The organism is Leptothoe sp. LEGE 181152 (genome assembly GCF_032906605.1).
Classification (GTDB): domain Bacteria; phylum Cyanobacteriota; class Cyanobacteriia; order Phormidesmidales; family Phormidesmidaceae; genus Leptothoe; species Leptothoe turfae.
The window spans coordinates 218,321-237,343 of the sequence record NZ_JASATU010000004.1; the positions used below are offsets into that span (position 1 = coordinate 218,321).

At 43.1% G+C, this 19,023-nt stretch carries 14 protein-coding genes; all 14 read left to right on the plus strand.

Annotated elements, in window-relative coordinates; all coding sequences use genetic code 11:
• Positions 1-257: 257 nt before the first annotated feature.
• The 14 genes from QGP82_RS02960 (at position 258) to QGP82_RS03025 (ending at position 18,730) form a co-directional block, all read left to right on the plus strand.
• On the plus strand, positions 258-1,358 hold the full coding sequence (locus tag QGP82_RS02960) for an ABC transporter ATP-binding protein (RefSeq protein WP_499057007.1): 1,101 nt from the start codon (positions 258-260) through the stop codon (positions 1,356-1,358).
• Position 1,359: 1 nt separating this feature from the next.
• Positions 1,360-2,160 (plus strand): ABC transporter permease, encoded by an 801-nt coding sequence (locus QGP82_RS02965; RefSeq protein WP_036021651.1) that lies wholly within the window; start codon positions 1,360-1,362, stop codon positions 2,158-2,160.
• Positions 2,161-2,299: 139 nt separating this feature from the next.
• Positions 2,300-4,171, plus strand: coding sequence for a GldG family protein (locus tag QGP82_RS02970; RefSeq protein ID WP_499057008.1), 1,872 nt, complete (start codon positions 2,300-2,302; stop codon positions 4,169-4,171).
• A gap of 12 nt (positions 4,172-4,183) precedes the next feature.
• Positions 4,184-4,825: a DUF4340 domain-containing protein gene (locus QGP82_RS02975; protein WP_499057011.1), complete on the plus strand. Its 642-nt coding sequence runs from the start codon at positions 4,184-4,186 to the stop codon at positions 4,823-4,825.
• A gap of 852 nt (positions 4,826-5,677) precedes the next feature.
• On the plus strand, positions 5,678-7,903 hold the full coding sequence (locus QGP82_RS02980; RefSeq protein WP_163660704.1) for a GumC family protein: 2,226 nt from the start codon (positions 5,678-5,680) through the stop codon (positions 7,901-7,903).
• Between the two features lie 145 nt (positions 7,904-8,048).
• Positions 8,049-9,077, plus strand: coding sequence for a polysaccharide biosynthesis/export family protein (locus QGP82_RS02985; protein WP_250564715.1), 1,029 nt, complete (start codon positions 8,049-8,051; stop codon positions 9,075-9,077).
• A 156-nt stretch (positions 9,078-9,233) separates the two neighbouring features.
• Entirely contained in the window at positions 9,234-10,499 is a 1,266-nt protein-coding gene (locus tag QGP82_RS02990; protein ID WP_163660700.1) for a lipopolysaccharide biosynthesis protein, read from the plus strand.
• Between the two features lie 46 nt (positions 10,500-10,545).
• Positions 10,546-11,481: a glycosyltransferase family 2 protein gene (locus QGP82_RS02995; RefSeq protein ID WP_499057014.1), complete on the plus strand. Its 936-nt coding sequence runs from the start codon at positions 10,546-10,548 to the stop codon at positions 11,479-11,481.
• A gap of 85 nt (positions 11,482-11,566) precedes the next feature.
• Positions 11,567-12,928, plus strand: coding sequence for an O-antigen ligase family protein (locus QGP82_RS03000; protein WP_163660696.1), 1,362 nt, complete (start codon positions 11,567-11,569; stop codon positions 12,926-12,928).
• A 343-nt stretch (positions 12,929-13,271) separates the two neighbouring features.
• Positions 13,272-14,357, plus strand: coding sequence for a glycosyltransferase family 4 protein (locus tag QGP82_RS03005; protein ID WP_163660694.1), 1,086 nt, complete (start codon positions 13,272-13,274; stop codon positions 14,355-14,357).
• A 142-nt stretch (positions 14,358-14,499) separates the two neighbouring features.
• A complete protein-coding gene (locus QGP82_RS03010) occupies positions 14,500-15,552 on the plus strand; it encodes a glycosyltransferase family 2 protein (protein ID WP_163660692.1) in 1,053 nt (350 codons plus the stop codon).
• Between the two features lie 154 nt (positions 15,553-15,706).
• On the plus strand, positions 15,707-16,693 hold the full coding sequence (locus tag QGP82_RS03015) for an NAD-dependent epimerase (RefSeq protein ID WP_163660690.1): 987 nt from the start codon (positions 15,707-15,709) through the stop codon (positions 16,691-16,693).
• 142 nt (positions 16,694-16,835) lie between these two features.
• Complete coding sequence (locus QGP82_RS03020; RefSeq protein WP_163660688.1) at positions 16,836-17,585, plus strand: sulfotransferase family 2 domain-containing protein; 750 nt, start codon at positions 16,836-16,838, stop codon at positions 17,583-17,585.
• An 80-nt stretch (positions 17,586-17,665) separates the two neighbouring features.
• On the plus strand, positions 17,666-18,730 hold the full coding sequence (locus QGP82_RS03025) for a sulfotransferase domain-containing protein (protein ID WP_163660686.1): 1,065 nt from the start codon (positions 17,666-17,668) through the stop codon (positions 18,728-18,730).
• The last annotated feature ends 293 nt before the right edge of the window (positions 18,731-19,023 follow it).

Below are 19,023 nucleotides of genomic sequence, written 5' to 3' on the forward strand. Positions count from 1 at the left end.
CAATCTGCACTCAAATGTATGTGCTAACGTGTCGTAGCGTGTCATACAGAGTAGAAGGGCTTTTATGTTAAGAGCGCCTGAAACTGTTGATGCGCGGGCTATAGCCACTGATGCTAAAGGGATGTAAGTTCTACCCCCGTTAGTCCGTATAGGGTTGCACAATTTTGCAGCAACCGTTATGAAATTCAGTGGCAGAATGGTCAAGCGAGATCAATCGCCTTTGATTTGATATTCGGCTTAGTTCTATTGGGTGAACCATGATTGAGGTAGAGCAGCTTAGCAAAGCCTACGGCTCGACCGTTGCGATTAGCGATGTGTCCTTCAAAGTAGAGCCTGGAGAAATCTTAGGTTTTTTAGGCCCTAATGGGGCCGGGAAAACCACAACCATGCGCATATTGGCAGGGTATTTACCAGCCACCAGTGGAACAGCCCGTATTGCTAACCACGAGGTGCACACTGATTCGATGGCGGTCAGGCAAAACATTGGCTATTTGCCTGAGACGCCACCGCTGTACCCAGATATGACCGTGGAGGCGTTTCTGTATTTTGTAGCTCGAATTAAAGGCGTGCCCCTTGAAGATCGGGACAAGCAGGTGGCCTCGGCAATGGAGAGATGCAATCTCAGCGAGAAGAAGAAGGTCTTAATTCGCAAACTTTCCAAAGGGTTTCGTCAGCGGGTGGGCATTGCCCAAGCCATCGTCCACGATCCACCGGTCATTATTTTGGATGAGCCCACCGTAGGTCTCGATCCCAAACAGATTATTGATGTCCGCAATCTGATTAAAAGTCTGGCAGGACAACATACCATCATTCTTTCAACGCACATCTTGCCTGAGGTGAGTATGACGTGCGATCGCATCACCATTATCAACAAAGGCCGCATCGTTGCCACGGACACCCCAGACAATCTCACGGCCCGTCTGGCAGGTCAGCTAGGCTATGCCATTGAAGTGGCTGGTGACCCAGAGCAGGCTCAAGCCGTCCTGAACAAACTGCACCAGGTGGACTCTGTAAAATCGCTGTCGGATGAAGGCTTAGCGGACAACCACCATCGATTTCAGGTGATGGCAGCCACTGACCAAGATCCGGGCAGTGCGATCGCATGGGCTATCGTCAACGCCAACCTCGGTCTCTATGAACTATCCCGCAATCGCGTCAGCTTAGAAGACGTGTTTATCGGCTTAACAACTGAAGAAGCCACCGAAGCCGTTCCTGAATCCGCCCCAGCACCGCCTACAGATAATGCAGCCGATTCCAGCCCTGACGCGCCACCCCCCTCATCCCCAGAAAATAGAACTGACATGCCATCCCCAGATAGCCCAACAGATAGCCCATCGGACCCAGACAGCGATGAATAGCATTATTACCGTCATTAGCAATATCCTTGCCATCTACCGCCGAGAGCTACAAAGCTACTTTGCTTCACCGTTGGCCTACGGCGTCGCCACTATTTTTTGGTTACTGGCTGGTTTTTTATTAGTCATCCTGGTATTTGGCCCCCAGGGCGTTGTGGCCCAGGCAGCTTTTGCCGATCAGGCTGGACTACAGACCACACCTATCGATCTGCCCTATGAATTTATACAGCTTTATTTGGGACTTTTGGGCTCCCTAGCCCTGTTTATTCTGCCTGCCCTGTCCATGGGGTTATACACAGAAGAACGCAAACAAGGCACCCTGGAGCTCTTAGCCACTTCTCCCATTACCAACTGGGCCGTTGCCCTTGGCAAACTGCTAGGTGTGGTGACCTTCTTTTTCACCATGGTGTTACCGCTGCTCGTACTCGAAGCGTTAATCGTTGGAGCCTCTGATCCCCCCTTTGATATGCGGTTGCTATTTTTGGGCCATGGCGGCCTCATTTTGCTAGCTGCGGGGGTGCTTTCGCTGGGGATGTTTATCTCCTCGCTGACTGAAAGCACGGTGCTCGCAGCCATTTTAACGTTTGCCTTGATATTGGTCTTATTTTTAATTGAAGGCGTTGCCAGTGGGATACCAGGTCCTCTAGGTGAGGCGATCAGTCATCTCTCCCTGCTCACACATTACAACGACTTTATCCAAGGGGTTTTTGACATTAGCGGTCTCATACTCTTTCTCTCCTACAGTGTTTTAGGCTTGTTTTTAACCGCTCAATCCATTGAAGCATTCAGGTTTCAGAGAAACTAAAAAAGTTTTGAGGTTTAAGTTATTGGTTTTGAATTAGTTGCCTTTGGCTCAGTTAAACCTTGTAAAAGGACTGAAATTCAAACCTTAAAGTTCAAAACTCTTTACCTTCATTCTGTTTTTCTCCTTTTGCCCCTCACTTATGAAAGCGCTATCTACCTCTCGTAAATATCTTCGCTGGCTGCTATGGCCCGGATTAGCCTTAACCACGGCAGGCCTGGTTGCTGGGTTTATAGATACCTGGAGCATTCTACCCATCGTTCTTCTGATTGTGGGTTTAGTGCTGACCCTGATCAGTTTGGTTTTGGGAGGTTTTGGCTACCGTAGCTTCTGGCAAAGCCGCTCTACCCAGGCTGGAACCAACGCATTGTTGGCCACAGTCTCAGTGTTAGTAATCTTGGGCATTATTAACTTCTTAGCGGTGCAGTACGGGCCTCGCATTGACTTCACCGAAGGCGGACTATTTACTCTCTCGCCGGAATCAACGGCAGTCGTAAAAAATCTAAACCAGCCCGTTAAGGTCGTGATTTTTGACTCGACGTTAAATCCTAACGATAAGCAGCTCTTAGACAGTTATCGCCAGTTTAATGATCAGCTCACCTACGAGCACATTAATCCAATCCAAGACCCGGCAGCGGCCCGTGATTTTAATCTTAGTGGTGAAGGGCGGGAGGTACACCTCGCTGTAGGCGATCAGAAAGTTTTTGTTCAACCCCTAGGAACACAAGGTTTAACAGAACAGGACTTAACCAATAAACTGGCCCAAATTAGTCGCGATCGCAATGCCATCGTGTACTTCCTTCAGGGTCATGAAGAATTTGTCATCGATGGCACAGCTACAGGCTATGCCCAGGCAGCCGCAGCCCTGGAGGCAGAAAATTTCACCGTTGAGACCCTGAACCTGGACCAAACAGCAACCGTACCTAGTGATGCAAATGCAGTCATCATTGCAGGCCCTCAGCAAGCCTTCTTTGAACCTGAGGTAGAAGCATTAGAAGCATATCTCAACTCAGGGGGGAGCATTCTACTCATGGTAGATCCCCAAATGGATCCAGAGCTAGACTCTCTATTAGAAGCTTGGGGGGTGTCCCTAGACGAACAACTCATTGTCGACACCTCCAACACTGGACAAATTGTTGGGCTAGGCCCAGCAGCCCCATTGGTAACCAACTATGGTGCTCATCCCATTACCGAAGCCTTTAACAATGGCCGCTCATTTTACCCCCTAGCTCGGCCAGTTCTGATCGAACCAGTAGCAGGGGTAGAAGCTACTCCCCTACTCCTCAGCAATGCCCAAAGCTATGCTGAACCTCTGTCAGAAACAGGAGAACTTAATGTTGACACCCAGGAAGCACCCGAGGGACCATTTAATATCGGTGTCGTCTTAACCCGAGAAGCCGACAAATCTAGTAATACGGTTTCGGAAGGGGTTTCAGAAGAGGTGTCGGAAGAGGTATCAGAAGACATCTCAGAAGAAGATGCAGAGGAGATCTCCGAAGCGAGCAATGAAGAGATTCCAGAAGAAGACACCGAAGAAATCCCTACCAGCCAAATAGATGAAGAACAACAAGAGACCTCATCAGAACCGGAGGTAGAGCCAGCAGCAGATATAGAAGAGGCAGCGGCGGGAGAAGTCGACAATACACCAACAAAAGAAACACAAGAAACAGAAGAAGAAGATACATCTGAACAACAGCCTGAAGATGAGCCAGCAGACAGTAGCGAGCCCTCTGACGATGCAGAGCAAGAATCTCGCCTTGTTGTTATTGGTAATGCCACCTTCGCCACTGATGGCTTGTTTGACCAGCAACTAAACGGCGATGTCTTTCTCAACAGTGTCACCTGGCTGAGTGACTTAGATGATGCCATATTGTCAATTCGCCCAAAGGAAATCACCAACCGTCGCATCACAATGACGATATCTCGGCAAATCGTGGTTATTTTTTTAGCAATGCTGGTATTCCCCCTAGGTGGACTAGTTGGTGCAAGCATTGCTTGGTTCCGTCGTCGCTAAGGAGTTATTAAAATGAAGCTACAGCGTAGTACAGGAATATTAATAGGGGTTGCGATCGCACTTGTCGCCACCGTCACCATCCTTGAAATCCCCAAAGGGCCTCAAGCCAATAATGGTAATACCTTATACAGCTTCACTGAGACTGACGTCAGTGAATTCACCGTAGAACGAGACGACAACACGCTGTCCTTCATCAAGACTGATGATGCATGGCAAATGACTGCCCCTGAAAAAGCTTTAGCCGATCCATCATCAGTCGCTTTTTTACTCAATATCATTACGAGCGACACCATTAAAGAAACTATTTCCACCACTCCCGATCAGCTAGCCACCTACGGCTTAGATACACCTACGGCTAAAATTCAACTCATAGTTGATGAAGAAAGCTATACCTTAACCGTCGGCGATGAAGACTTTAGCAGTACGTCACTATATGTGATGACAGCCAATGACATCGCAGAATCAAATCCAGTTGACGTTCACCTCATTCCTAAAGGCTTAGACAACGGTATCGAACGCCCAGTCAGCGACTGGCTTGCCAAAAATGATGATGCAGCCTCAGAGGCAACTACAGATGCTGAAACTACTGACGAGCCTGAAACATCAGATACATCCTCCACTACTGAGAACTCCGATGACGAGTCGGCACCGTAACTTTCAGTACCCCAGCTGTAAAAAATCAGCCTAGTGATAAATCACTTGAACTTTAAAAAAGCAGGAAAATCTAGTCAGGAACTATATCAGCATCTTTTGATTCATAACCTCTAGTCGGGTAGCATTGGTCTACATATACTTACGTATGTCTTAGACACGGGCTATTAGCGTACTGGGTCATCAGCCCAGAGTAACTTTGATCTCACCATCAAAATTGCAGTTTAATGTGGCAGTTTTTAAAACGTGTCAACTATCCACTGACATAGTTTAAGAATCGCCTAGCCTGACTTATATAGGGTGCTTACTAGTAGTGACTTCGCTTGTTGCAATTTGAGGAACATCACAATTTTCATACTCTAGATGCCAGTTAATTGTTGATTTCAGTCAGTTTACTGATTATTTAGCAAAAGTTCGTTAAACATTAGTGGAATGTTCTGATCTACAGCGTCCGACCGAGAAATACTGAGTCCTGGCTACGCTAATTTGCAGTGATCAAAATCGGTTTTGATACTGTGACCTGCTCCTAGGCTTTATCAGTTTTTTAGAAAATTGATGAGTGCCATGAAGTTCTGATGTCCCCACCGAATTCTCACGGTTAGTCACTGGTTCATTTGAAAAGATGGGCATAATTCTATTGAAGATATCTGGGAATAGTTGCTAGGTGTCTCTGGGGCCAATTTCGTATGGTTACAGCTAGTCAAGACCTCGATCTAGAACTTAGTCCTATCCTTTTTCTATCAATGGGATTGCTTGTTGAAATCTATATACCTTAAATTTCAGATTTAATCTCTGATATTGCTCAGTATTATTACCCTCTCCGTCCTACTTAGTTCCTTTCCCCAGTGAGGTTCAATGGCATCTCAAGATAACTCTGTTAAAGAGATAGAAATAGATTTACAGAAATATTGGCGAGTTCTAAAGCGTCGCTGGCTAATCGCTCTGACTGTTTTCGGTCTAACGACAACCGCAGCGGTTGGCGTTGGTATTACTCAAAAACCTGAGTATCAAGCCGAATCGAAACTTTTATTCGAGTTGTCAAACCAAGCGTCTGCTCTAGTTGGACTGGAGGGCGGTAACAGAGAACTCAGAGCACTTACTAATCTAGATAACCCCCTGGACACCCAAATTGAGGTTTTCCGTTCCATTCCCCTTGTCCAAAAAGTCATCGAAACATTAAAACTACAAGATGATGAGGGTGAGCTACTTCAGCCTGAAGACCTGCTAAAGAGCCTTACGGTCACTGGAGTTCCTGGAACAGATGTTCTAAAAGTTACATATACGTCTGAAGATCCAGAAATAGCAGCCACTGTTGTCAATACATTGGCAGATATCTACATTGAAAATGATATACAGACCAATCGTGCTGCGGCATTAGCAGCCCAAGAATTTATCACTGCACAACTGCCTGAATCTGAAGAAGCAGTTGAAGAGGCAGAGGCTTCACTACGACGCTTCAAAGAAGGCAACAATATCGTAGACCTTGAAGAAGAGTCCCGTAACCTGGTTGAGTCACTGTTTACACTGGACAACGCCTTAATTCAGCTAAAATCTCAGTTAGCTGATAGCTCAGCTCAGGCATCTCAACTACAGCAGAAGCTCAAACTTAGTTCTGATGAAGCATATGCTGTGGGGCTTGTCAGTGAATCACCTGGCATTCAGACCGTACTAGCACAACTACAAACTGTTCAGTCTGATTTAACGTTAGCCCGTACTCGTTACCGAGACGAACATCCTGAGATTATCACCCTACGCAATCAGGAGGCTGGGTTACAAGCACTACTTCAAGAGCGCCTTGATGTCACCCTTGGTGCCAATGAACTGAACTTGCCTTCAGATGATCTCCAATCGGGCCAGTTAGAACAAGATTTAATCGCCGAGTATTTACGCCTCGACGGAGCGACATCTGGTTTACAACAGCAAGTTGAAGAATTGACAACTGCTCGATTGGGTCAACAGAGTCGAGCTCGTGTTATTCCGGTTTTAGAGAAACAAGAGAGAGCATTAGATCGCCAACTTGCTGCAGCTCAGACCACCTATGAAACCTTGTTACAAAACCTCCAGCAAGCTCAGGTCTTAGAGAATCAAAATATTGGAAATGCTCGCATAGTTTCCCCAGCCTTAATACCTAACGAGCCCCTTGGACCCTCTCTGAAACTCTTTTTAATGACTGGCGGCTTTGCTGGTCTTCTTTTAGGGTTAATTACTGCCTTTATGGCCGATCTCCTGGACCAATCTGTGAAAACGGTTCAAGAAGGTCAAGAGTTGTACGAATATCCCCTCTTGGGTATCATCCCCGCCTGGAAGCGAGGCAATGCTAAGGGTTCGGATATTCCTAGCATATTAGTCAAGAATTCCGAATACAGCTCTATTCTTGATGCTTATCAAGCTCTACAAGCCAACCTTAAATTCTCCTGTGTTGATACCCACGTTAAGACAGTCACAGTTACAAGTGCAGTGGGTGGTGAAGGTAAATCAGAAGTTGCTGCCAACTTGGCCTTGACACTAGCTCATTTGGGCCACACTGTCTTGCTTGTTGATGCCGATCTACGTAAGCCAACACAACATCATATTTGGGATTTGCCCAATGTACAAGGTTTAAGTAATTTTGCTTCAGGGCAAGTTCCCCTTAAGGATGTCATTGTCTCTCAGGAGCCAAACTTACACATCTTGACAGCCGGAGTTATTCCGTTTAATCCTCTGGCAGTTTTGGAATCTCAGCTGATTACGTCCCTACTACAGGCAAGTGAAAAAGCATATGACTACATTATTATTGACAGCCCACCAATTTTAGGGCTAGTTGACGCGATCACCATCGGTCGGGCAACAGATGGCGTGCTGCTCGTCATGCGCCCTGGCATGGCCAATGCCGAAAACATTCGTGCAACGAAGACAATGTTGGCACAGTCAAAACAAAATGTGCTTGGTCTAGTTGCTAATGGCATTAACGTGAAAGGCAACACCGATCGTTATTTCTACAACAATCAGGACTATACACCTATTGAAAGGCAGGCCAATTTTGTCAATGTGCCGAATAGTCAAAGCGTTAGCGATCCTGCCAACGTAAACGGTCGACTCTAATTATTGGGCTAGGCCAGCCTACTTTCCTTTTATACAAAAGAGACAACACCGTCCTCAAACGCTCTTTAGACTTATGTTTCAACTGACTTATTATCGGCTAACTGCAGTAGCTCCCTTAGTCTTGGGGATAATTTGCTACGCCTCCATGCCAACTATCGCACAAACTACACAGTCTCTTGTATCACTTGAGACTACCTCCAATGAGTCAACTCGTGCGAACCTCAATGAGCTTGCTGTTAATACTGGCTCATTGAGATCTACAGCAGCATCCTCTTACTTATTAGGTCCTGGCGATCGCATCGAAGTCAGTGTTTATGGGTTTCCAGAGTATACAGGTCCACTCTCTGTATTACCGGATGGAACTATTGCCCTACCCATCGTAGGTAAGGTTGCTGCAGCTGGGAAAACCACCGATCAGTTAACTCAAGAGTTGAGAATTATCCTCGACCGAATTCTAGTAGATCCTGCCGTTTCGGTCTCCTTAAATTCACTTCGTCCCGTTGTGGTTAATGTATCAGGCGAGGTCTACCGTCCTGGCCCTATTCAACTGCAAGATACAACCAACATTAATCAAGATACTCAATTAGCTTACGCGCCACCTTCAGTGAGTGAAGCGTTAGTAGAAGCAGGTGGGGTGAGACGCACGGCAGACATCCGTAATGTCGTGGTTATACGCGAGCTTCCCAATGGTGAAACAGTCAATACAGAGATTAATTTGTGGGATGCCCTCTGGTCCGCCAGCTTACCAGAAGACATGTTGCTTAGAGATGGAGACTTAGTTTTTGTTCCCAGCTTACCAGAAGGCGAAACCATTGATAATCATTTATTGGCAAGATCCAGTCTAGCACCAGACACCGTAAGGGTTCGAGTTGTTGGAGAGGTCACGAGTCCCGGAGAGGTTGCAGTACCGCCTAATAGCTCATTGTCTAGTGCTGTTGCGATCGCAGGCGGCCCAACCGATGATGCAAGGCTCAAAGAAGTTGCCTTTATTCGAATGGACGACAACACTGGTGAAGTTGTCCAAGAAGTCGTCGATCTGCGTAACCTTATCGACACCTACCAGATTCAAGATGGGGACGTCATTGTTGTACCTAAGACAACCAGCGGTTCAGTTTTAGATTTAGCAGCGCGCCTAGTTAATCCTCTCAATTTCTTATTTAGAATATTTGACTAATGCTTGGGCAAGGAGATAGCTAGATCTATTTGAGAATTTATACTCGTTTATATCTTTTCTAAAATGCCACGCCATACTCTGCTCTCATATATTATCGCTGAGAGCAATGTCATCAACTACTATAGTTAGCCTTATAAATATTCTTGCACCATCATAATGCAACAAAAACTAAAGCGCTTGTTCTCTGACAAGCTCGTCAAAAATATGGGCTGGCTAACAGCGAGCCAAATATTCAGACGCGTAATTCGCATCGCCATAGTAGTTGTTTTAGGTCGTGTATTTACCCCTGAAGAATATGGCTTGATGGCGATCATTTTTGCCGTCACTGAGTTTTCTACCGTCTTCGTACAAAAGGGTGGAGTTGCACCTAAGATCATTCAGGCCACGCAAGAAGAGCTTGACTCAATAGTAGAAACAGCATATTGGAGCAATTGGATTCTATGTATTGGGATCTTTTTATTCCAATGTCTACTAGCATTTCCTATTGCCACTTTTTATGGAAATGAAAAATTATTATTCCCTATTATCGTCACCGCTGGCAATTATCTTCTCAATCCCTTTTATGCGATTCAAGATGCCTTGATTCGTCGAGAAAACAGGCTCAAGATCGGTGCGATCGCAACAGCTATCAATGCCGTTTTCAGTCAGTCTTTGGTCGTTATTCTTGCACTATTGGGCATGGGTATTTGGAGCATTGTATTTGCCCTAATGCTTTCTCAATTTTCCTATTTAATTGTCTATAACAGGAATCACTCCTGGCGACCAAGTGGGAAAATAAGTTTGAAAGGATGGCGAGAAATTTTTAATTTCTCCAAATATACATTGGGCATTGAAATGCTCAATTACTTGAGATCAAATATTGACTATCTACTCATTGGTCGATTCTTTAGCGTTGAACAACTTGGCTTATACTTCTTCGCTTTCAATGCAGGACTAGGGCTTAGTCTGACAGCTATTAACATGCTTTCTAATTCTGTATTCCCTTATCTGTGTGCAGCACGGGATAACCTATCTGCGTTGAAGCAAAGCTATATCCGAAGTCTCAAAATTTGCGCAGCAATTATATTTCCCCTAGTTCTATTACAAAGCAGCCTGGCTCCGATCTATGTCCCTATTGTTTTCAGCAAGCAGTGGATTCCAGCAATTCCAATTCTTATTATGATTTGCCTGTCAGCTATCCCTAGACCTTTTGCTCTAGTTTCAGAGCAGTTGCTCTTGTCAGTAGACCGTGGAAGTGATGGTCTCAAGTGGAACATTTTCTTCACGATTATATTTACCATTTCTGTCATTGTAGGTGCCCAGTTCAATATATTCGTAGTAGCTGGAGTAGTCTTAGGAGTACATCTATTACTCTTACCGATATTCACCTTCTTAGTTGCTAAGTCTGTATTCTCTGGCCGAGAAAAACTTTCGCTTTCCTAAACAGACGCAATGCTAGATTCCAGCATGTTTTTTCTAGTATATGATTATGGAAATTAAGCCATCTATTTCTGTCGTTATACCAGCTTATAATGCGGCCAGATTTCTACCAGAAGTCATCCAATCTGTACTAGATCAGACCTATCAAGATTGGGAATTGCTAGTCATTGATGATGGCTCAACAGATAATACCGCCACATTAGTTAATAAGTATTGTCAGTTAGATTCACGCATTCGTCTTATTACCACAGAGAATGGTGGTGTTTCCGCAGCCCGTAATTTAGGCGTTGAACTGGCAACTACAGAACTTATAGCATTCTTGGATTCAGATGACCTCTGGCTACCAGATAAGTTATCAGTTCATGTTGACTACATGAATACTCACCCTGAGATAGGTGTCAGTTTTGCAAGGGTGGAACTGATAGATCCTGATGGAAAAAGCACCGGTAAATTAACGGCAAATATATCTAAAGATCTCCAGCCATACACTTTTTTCTATACAAACCCAACCGTCACAACATCAAATGTTGTTATACGAAAATGTATCTTTCAATCCTTAGGAGGATTTGATAAATCAATAAAGTATTCTGAAGATATTGACTTACTTTTTAGAATTGCGTTTCAAAGTCATTGGACGATTGAGGGAATTGATAAAGTATTAATTCAATATCGTCTTCATTCGTCTGGTTTGTCTTCAGATATCATGAAAATGAAAGAAGGTTGGATACAGTTAATGGACAAAGCACGAAAAGAAGCTCCAAACCTAGTAGATGAGCATTATCGTGCTGCCGAAGCAGCTCATTTTCAATACTGGGCGAAGCAGACACTTCGGCTAGAAATTTCACCGTTTGTAGGGATATCCTTAATTAATCAAGCACTTATTTCTAGCTGGCGAAACATTTACCAAAAGCCCAAGCTTATTGTACTGACTATACTCATTTATCTCAGACTGATGACATTCAACCTAGTAAAAGTCAAGATTTAATTTTAAAAGATTACCTAAAAGACGATCAAAATATTTACTTTACATAAAGAACGTGATCACTTAAAAGAATAATGCCTAGGGGAATATGACGCTAAAAATTCCGAGAACATTAGAACACATATTCATGTGTTTTACCCTGTGGTTTCTACTGGGTAATCCTATTAACTTGATTACCAATGGAGCCGGAGGGGGGCAACTTGTAGATGTCAGTCAAGCTAACAGCAATTTCTTACTTCCGGCTATTAGCATGTTGCTATATCTTATAGCCAGCATAGGCGTACTACTGCGCTGGAAGTTGATATTAGCTCGATTACGTTCTAATCCTCAATTTTTGCTGATCGTTATTCTCCTAATCATCGCTTATATTTCAGCAGGATGGTCATTTTATCCAAATATCACTTCACGTCGCACCATATTATTGCTAGGCTCAACCGCTGTTGCCATATATTTTTCACTGAGCTTCAGCTTGAAGCAACAACTTAGATTTCTGATCATAGCCTTATGTATTAACACTATTATTTGCGTTCTTTTTGGCGTGCTGCTTCCAAAATATGGAGTGATGCACTTACCGCCCCATACAGGAGCATGGCGAGGAGTATACAGCCATAAAAATAAGTTTGGTGCTCGCATGGCATTAACTACAGTTTTTTTACTCGCTACTCGCTACTCAAATTTATTTCAGGGGAGGTCCAAGCTAGCTATTAATTGCATAATGATTTTGTCGGCTTCTCTGGTCGTAGCCTCTAAATCAACAACTGCTTTATTTGCCACCGTAGTGTTGGCTCTACTCTTCTTCGCTTGTAACGCTCTAAAGCTCAACTACAAATCGATGGTGATTGCCCTTAGCTTCATCATATTCGTTGTCGCCTTTGGGTTTATTTATCTTCAAACCAATGCAGACACGTTACTTTCTGCATTTGGCAAAGGTACTGATTTATCAGGACGAAACGAAATTTGGCCCGCTTTATGGGAGATGATCTCTCGAAAGCCGTTTTTAGGGTATGGATACCAAGGTTTTTGGGGGCCAGACGGTGGACCAGCTGATCTTGTCAGACAATTAACTGGTTGGCCTGTCCCTAATGCCCATAATGGCTTTCTTGAGGTTTTTCTATCACTAGGCTGGATAGGAGCTCTCCTCTTCCTTACAAACTTCGCAATTACCCTGATCAGATCTTTCCAGTTAATCCGACTGACCAAAACAACTGAAGCTATCTTCCCAGTTCTTTTCCTGGGCTTTTTTATCATCAGTAACATGACAGAGAGCAATCTCTTTAAACAAGATTCCTGGACACTATATATATGGGCATCATTGGTGTCTATACAAATCATGTCAACTTATGCAGAGAGAAAAGCATCTCAGGTTCGCACCACAGGGATTGACTCTGGCTATGGAAAAGTTGCACCTTATAAAAGCCCCCATACAGAATCTGCTCTGTCAAAGAGATAGAAATCTGACATTAATTTGCACAGACTGTTACTAAAAGGAGATGTAGAATAATACCAATGTAAAATACTCATCTTAGAGAGAAGATCATCTAAAGTTTACCTATTTAAACTTTTAGAAAGCACCTAAATCAGTAAGAATACTTATAGAGAACGCAATGCTTTCTCCTAACAAGAGCTTAGCATTACTGATTAGCTAAAGCTTTTTAATTTAACTGTAAACATAAAGAATACTTATTTTGCTTTGTAAAGACTCGAATAGTTAAATCCATTACCTACGGATTTTAGCTTTTACCTGTGCAATTGAAACTAGAGTTCACTATGTTTAGTATGTCTGAGGTCGCCGTATGAAATGGACCGTCATTGCGCCTTACTTTACCCAAGAATACATTGACAATAATCGATGGCTAGTCGGGCATATTCCTGAAGGGAAATATGACTTTGAGCTTATCCCTAGGCCACAACCCATTACTAAATGGCATGAGAGAAAAGTAAAATACACAACGTCTTCCCAGTGGTTTCGCCACTGGGAACATGGTGCCCTCGCCTTAAATAGCGATTCCGACGGAATTATCACTTCATACCCGCAGTTGCCAACAGTAATTGGCCTACAAAAGCTCCTAAAATGGTCTAAAAAACCAGTTGTCGCTTGGACCTTCAATGTTGGAAACTACGAAGTTGGGCCCCTGCGTCAATGGTTATCAGGCATCGGATTAAAACAAATTGACCGCTTCATAGTTCACAGTTATCGGGAAATCGACATCTACAGCAAGTGTTTTAACTTACCGAAAAGTCGATTTTCTTTTGTACCTTACGCAGCTCCAGACATTGAAATTCAGTACGAAGAAGATAACAACTCTCCATTTATTGCTGCACTGGGGTCTGCGCATCGCGATTTCCCTTGCTTCTTTGAGGTGGTTGAAGAGCTTGACATACCTACTGTTGTTGCATCCAGCAAAGTAGCTTTAGCTAATCTTTCCATCCCTAAACAGGTCAAAACACCTTTTGGTATCACCAGAGCGGACTGTTGGAAACTGGCACAAGAAGGTCGGATTAGCGTAATACCTCTAAAAGTCAAAGATAACGTTACAGCGGCTGGGCATGTAACAGTGATAGAAGCGATGTTGATGGCCCGTGCAGTAATTGTGTCTGATGCCTATGGCATGAGTGATTATGTTAAGCATGGAGAAACAGGTTGGTTAATCAAACCCGGTTGTAAACAGAGTATGAAGGAAGCGATTCAAACGCTATGGAACGATCCGGCATTACGAAATCGCTTGGGCCAAAATGCAAGAGCATACGCTAGAAAGAATTTTTCTCATGAGAATGCGGCGCTCTCTTTAGAGAAAATTTTGGATGAGGTTAGTGGTCGTACTAGCAAGGTAACTGAAGCTTATGCTAAGCCTCCTGAAGTTCTGGATGCTTGTAAGTAAATATAATCGTCTACTGCTATCTACAGCATTGGCAATAGTTTACTGATATGAGCTAAATTTTGGATTGACTTGCAAGCCTAGGATAGCCCCAACGCAACTTGGCAATTTCAATATCCATCCTTGTCATCTAAAGAGTGAAAACATGAAAAAGGTTTCTATAGTTATACCTCTGTATAATACTGAGAAGTATGTCCGACTGGCACTCGAATCAGCATTAGCTCAGACGTATCAGAATTTGGAGATCATAGTTGTTGATGATGGGTCTACCGATGAAGGTGTAACTATATGTCAACAATTTACTGATGACAGAATCAGAATTATTCAGCAGGAAAATAGAGGCCTTTCAGGTGCTCGTAATACAGGTATTCGCCATGCGGAAGGAGAATATGTAGCTTTTCTTGATGCAGATGATCTTTGGATTCCAGAAAAGGTCGAACGCCATGTTGAACACTTTGAAAAACGACCTGAGATTGGCATAAGTTTTAGCTACTCTACATTTATAGATGAGAATGGCACACCGTTAGGCATTTATCAGATATCCAAGGTTAGCCAAATTACTCCACTTGATATCTTATGTCGCACACCCATCGGTAATGGATCTGCAGCGGTTTTCCGCAAGGAAGTCTTTGAGAATATCAAGTTCCCAGTGCAAGTTGATGGCATTATAGAAGAGCACTACTTTGATGAAGCATTTAGAGAATCTCAAGATGTAGAGTGCTGGATGAGAGTCGCCATTAAAACCAAATGGATTATGGAAGGGCTTGCAGAGCCCTTAACTTTATATCGGGTAAATTCGAAGGGTATTTCAGCCAATTTAACCAAAAAGATGAAGGCCTGGGAGCGTTTACTCAATAAAGTTAGAAGCTATGCTCCCGAGGAAATGGAGCAATGGGAAAAACCTGCCATGGCATACCATTGTCGCCATCTGGCTAGAAGGGCTGTAACGCTGAAAGATGGAGGACAGGCCATGAAACTCTTCAGCCGAGCAATCGCTACATATGCACCAATCTTGATTGAAGAACCATTCCGAACATTTCTCACCGGAGCTGCAGCTAGTGCGTTGTGGATTCTACCCATTAACGTATATCAGAGGTTATTTGAAGTAGCTGCCAACCTGACTGGTTCAAGTCAAAGACGCCGTATGACCAGATACTCAACCGTGTATCAGTCATCGTCTCAGAAGGTAGCCTCCTAGCCCTCAAAACAGTTCTCGTGTATTAAGACACATGAATCATAAGAGAAGTACGCTAGGATGGTTACAATCCCTTACTTTACGGGAAATCGATGCAACAGCAATTCAAGATTCTTGTGTTGCATTGTATGTCTAAATACTTATTTTTATAGTTAGCATGAATGTTTTAGTAACGGGCGTAGCTGGTTTCATTGGTTATTTTATAGCTAATAAACTTTTAAAGGCTGGGCACAGTGTTTATGGCATCGATAATCTTAATGACTACTACGATACTTCCTTAAAAAAAGATCGATTGGAGCAACTTCTACCCCATGCTTCATTTACATTTAATCAGCTTGATCTAGCCGATCGTCGTGGGATGGAAGATCTGTTTCAACAACAGTCTTTTGATCGAGTTATTCACTTGGCAGCACAGGCTGGGGTTAGATATTCTCTAAAAAATCCTCATGCTTACGCAGATAGCAATCTAATTGGATTTGTCAACATTTTGGAAGGTTGTCGCCATAGCAAAGTGGCACATTTAGTGTATGCATCATCCAGTTCAGTCTATGGTGCTAACCGAACAACTCCATTTTCTGTGACTGATAATGTGGACCATCCAGTGTCCCTTTATGCAGCAACCAAAAAAGCCAATGAGCTAATGGCTCATTCGTACAGTCATTTGTATGATTTACCCACGACAGGGCTCCGTTTCTTTACGGTATATGGGCCTTGGGGTCGACCTGATATGGCCTATTTTAAGTTTGTTGATGCGATCGCAAACAATCGCCCTATTCAGGTTTATAACCACGGTAAAATGCAGCGAGACTTCACATATATTGACGATGTAGTAGAAGGTATTGTGCGAGTCATGGACCATCTACCTAGCCCTCTCGCTGACGAAGAATTTAACACTGCCGCTCCCTACAAAGTCTATAACATTGGCAACCATAACCCTGTCAGCTTGATGCACTTCATTGAAGTCATTGAGAAGGTGCTTGGGCAAGTTGCCGTCAAAGAAATGATGCCCATGCAGCCAGGGGACGTCACTACAACCTATGCCGATGTAGCTGAACTTACGGCAGATGTGGGCTTTGCTCCCAACACCCCCTTAGAAGAGGGTATCAAGAACTTCGTCACTTGGTATAAAGACTACTATCAATAGCCATATTCTAGTACCCGATGGCAGAAATTTGGCAGCTATTGCATCCACCCATCGACTCATCCACATTTGATAGTGGGCAAACTTACGCCACAGAGTATTAGGGCCACACTAGCCATACTATTTAAGTTGAAATTGCGTAACAATGGCATTTATTTCTAATAGCAAGAAGTTTGTATTTATTCACCTACATAAATGTGGAGGCACGAGTGTTGAACGTGCTTTAGCTGCTGATATGCAGTGGAATGACATTATTTTAGGCAGTACTGACTATGGTGAACTAATACAGCGATCCTACGAAAAACAGTTTGGCATATATAAGCATTCATCTGCAGCTACTATTAAAAATGTGATAGGCGATGAATTATGGGATCAATATTTTACGTTTTCAATCGTAAGACATCCGATTGATCGCATGGTTTCATATTATGCATATCTTAAAACACACTATTTGGGGAAGTATCGGGGCTCGGCCATTAAATTGATGTACTACGCCGACCAGATCCATACCTTACCAAAGCCATTAACCCGTATACCCAAGCTATATGATGCGTTTAGGTGGCCCGGAGTTACAGATTGTATAAAAACCAATAATATATCTGACTTTATTCACTCAGAAGGGTCTTGGCAATCTTATGGCACCATGCCTCAGTTTGATCAACTTACAGATTCAAGTCGTGAGAATGTAATCGTTGATTATGTTGGTCGCTTAGAAGACATATCTGAAGATTGGCAATTTATTTGTGATAAAGTCGGACTTTCTACATCATTACCCCATTCGAACAAATCAAAACGTAAGTATAAGGAATGGCGAAAGTATTTTAGTCTAGATGACATTAATTTCTTGGCAGAAAAATATCAAAAAGATATGGAGATTTTTGAATATTCTATCTAGGTATTAATGTATCTTACATCTCAACTCTAAAGTATATTATTAGCGGCATTGCTTATCCTTGAGATAATTTTAGTTGTGAGATGCGGTCAGATAGCAATGGCCCTAGACCAATTCATCCCCTAAATCAGCAATCGCTTCTTAGCCAATTCATCAGGCCTTATCAGAAATATTTTCTTGTAAAGAAGCTAACCAAGAAACTCTATTCTCTGATTCTCGAAAACGCACTGCCAGTTTTAATTCAAAAAGCTTCCCCTGTAGATAAGTTATTTGTAATTATGGTTAGAGCATTTCTGAGGAAAAATGTCCCAGAGCCTATTAAGGAACCTGTCAAAAAAGTATTAAAGGACTATGGTCAGGCTACGAGTAAATGGAGAGCACTGCCAGATTGGTTAATTATAGGAGCACAAAAGGGAGGAACCTCATCTCTTTTCTTTTATCTCCAGCAACATCCTGAGATTGGCTTTGCCCCAGAAATCACAAAAGAAGTTCACTATTTCGATTGGCATCACCAACATTACTTAGATTGGTATCGGGCTCATTTCCCACTAAAAATCTCCTATAAGCTCTCTAATATACGTTCGACAGGCGAAGCTACACCTGAGTATCTTTTTCACCCTTTAGCCCCCAATAGGATATCGAAGTCCCTGCCAGATGCAAAATTTCTCATTATTTTGAGAAATCCAATTAATCGGGCCTACTCCCATTGGAAAATGAGTATTCGCCATGGTCATGAAACGCTAAATTTCCTTGATGCTATCGAGGCTGAGGAAGATAGACTGGGGCAAGAGAGAGAACATCTTAAAACCCAAGGAGATGAATACTCTTGGCATAGCCCATTAGCTTGGTTCTCATATTTAAGTCGAGGTAGATATACAGAACAGATAGAGCATTGGTTAAAGTTTTTTTCTAGGGAAAAACTTCTGATTCTTCGCAGTGAAGATATGTTTTCCAATCCCCATGAGGTGTTATCAAAAACAACCCATTTTCTAGAACTGAAGGAATTTAAAAGGATTGACTTAGAGCCAATGAATACTGGAGGTTATCAAAAGAAGATGCCACCTGAAACATATAAAAAACTAGCCGCTTATTTTGCCCCTCACAACCAGAATCTTCTTAAATATGTTGATTGGGATCCTAAATGGTAAATAGCATGATCTAACAACAACACAAGTAAAATAATCCGGAAATTTGCACACGCATTTTTTCTTCAACCGCTCGCGATTTAATGATGGCAAGCGGTTCTTTGCTATCTCAAACCAGAGCTAGCCCTGATCACGACTGCTAATAGCAGAAGCTCATAAACTATTAAGTCGATTTTCTTATATTTATAATCGAGGCTTGTATTACCAATTGCTACAGAGTTGGCTTGATGGCAACGATGCTAATCAGCAGTGGATACATTTATGCTTCTATAACCCCAAACAATGGAGCCAGTCTT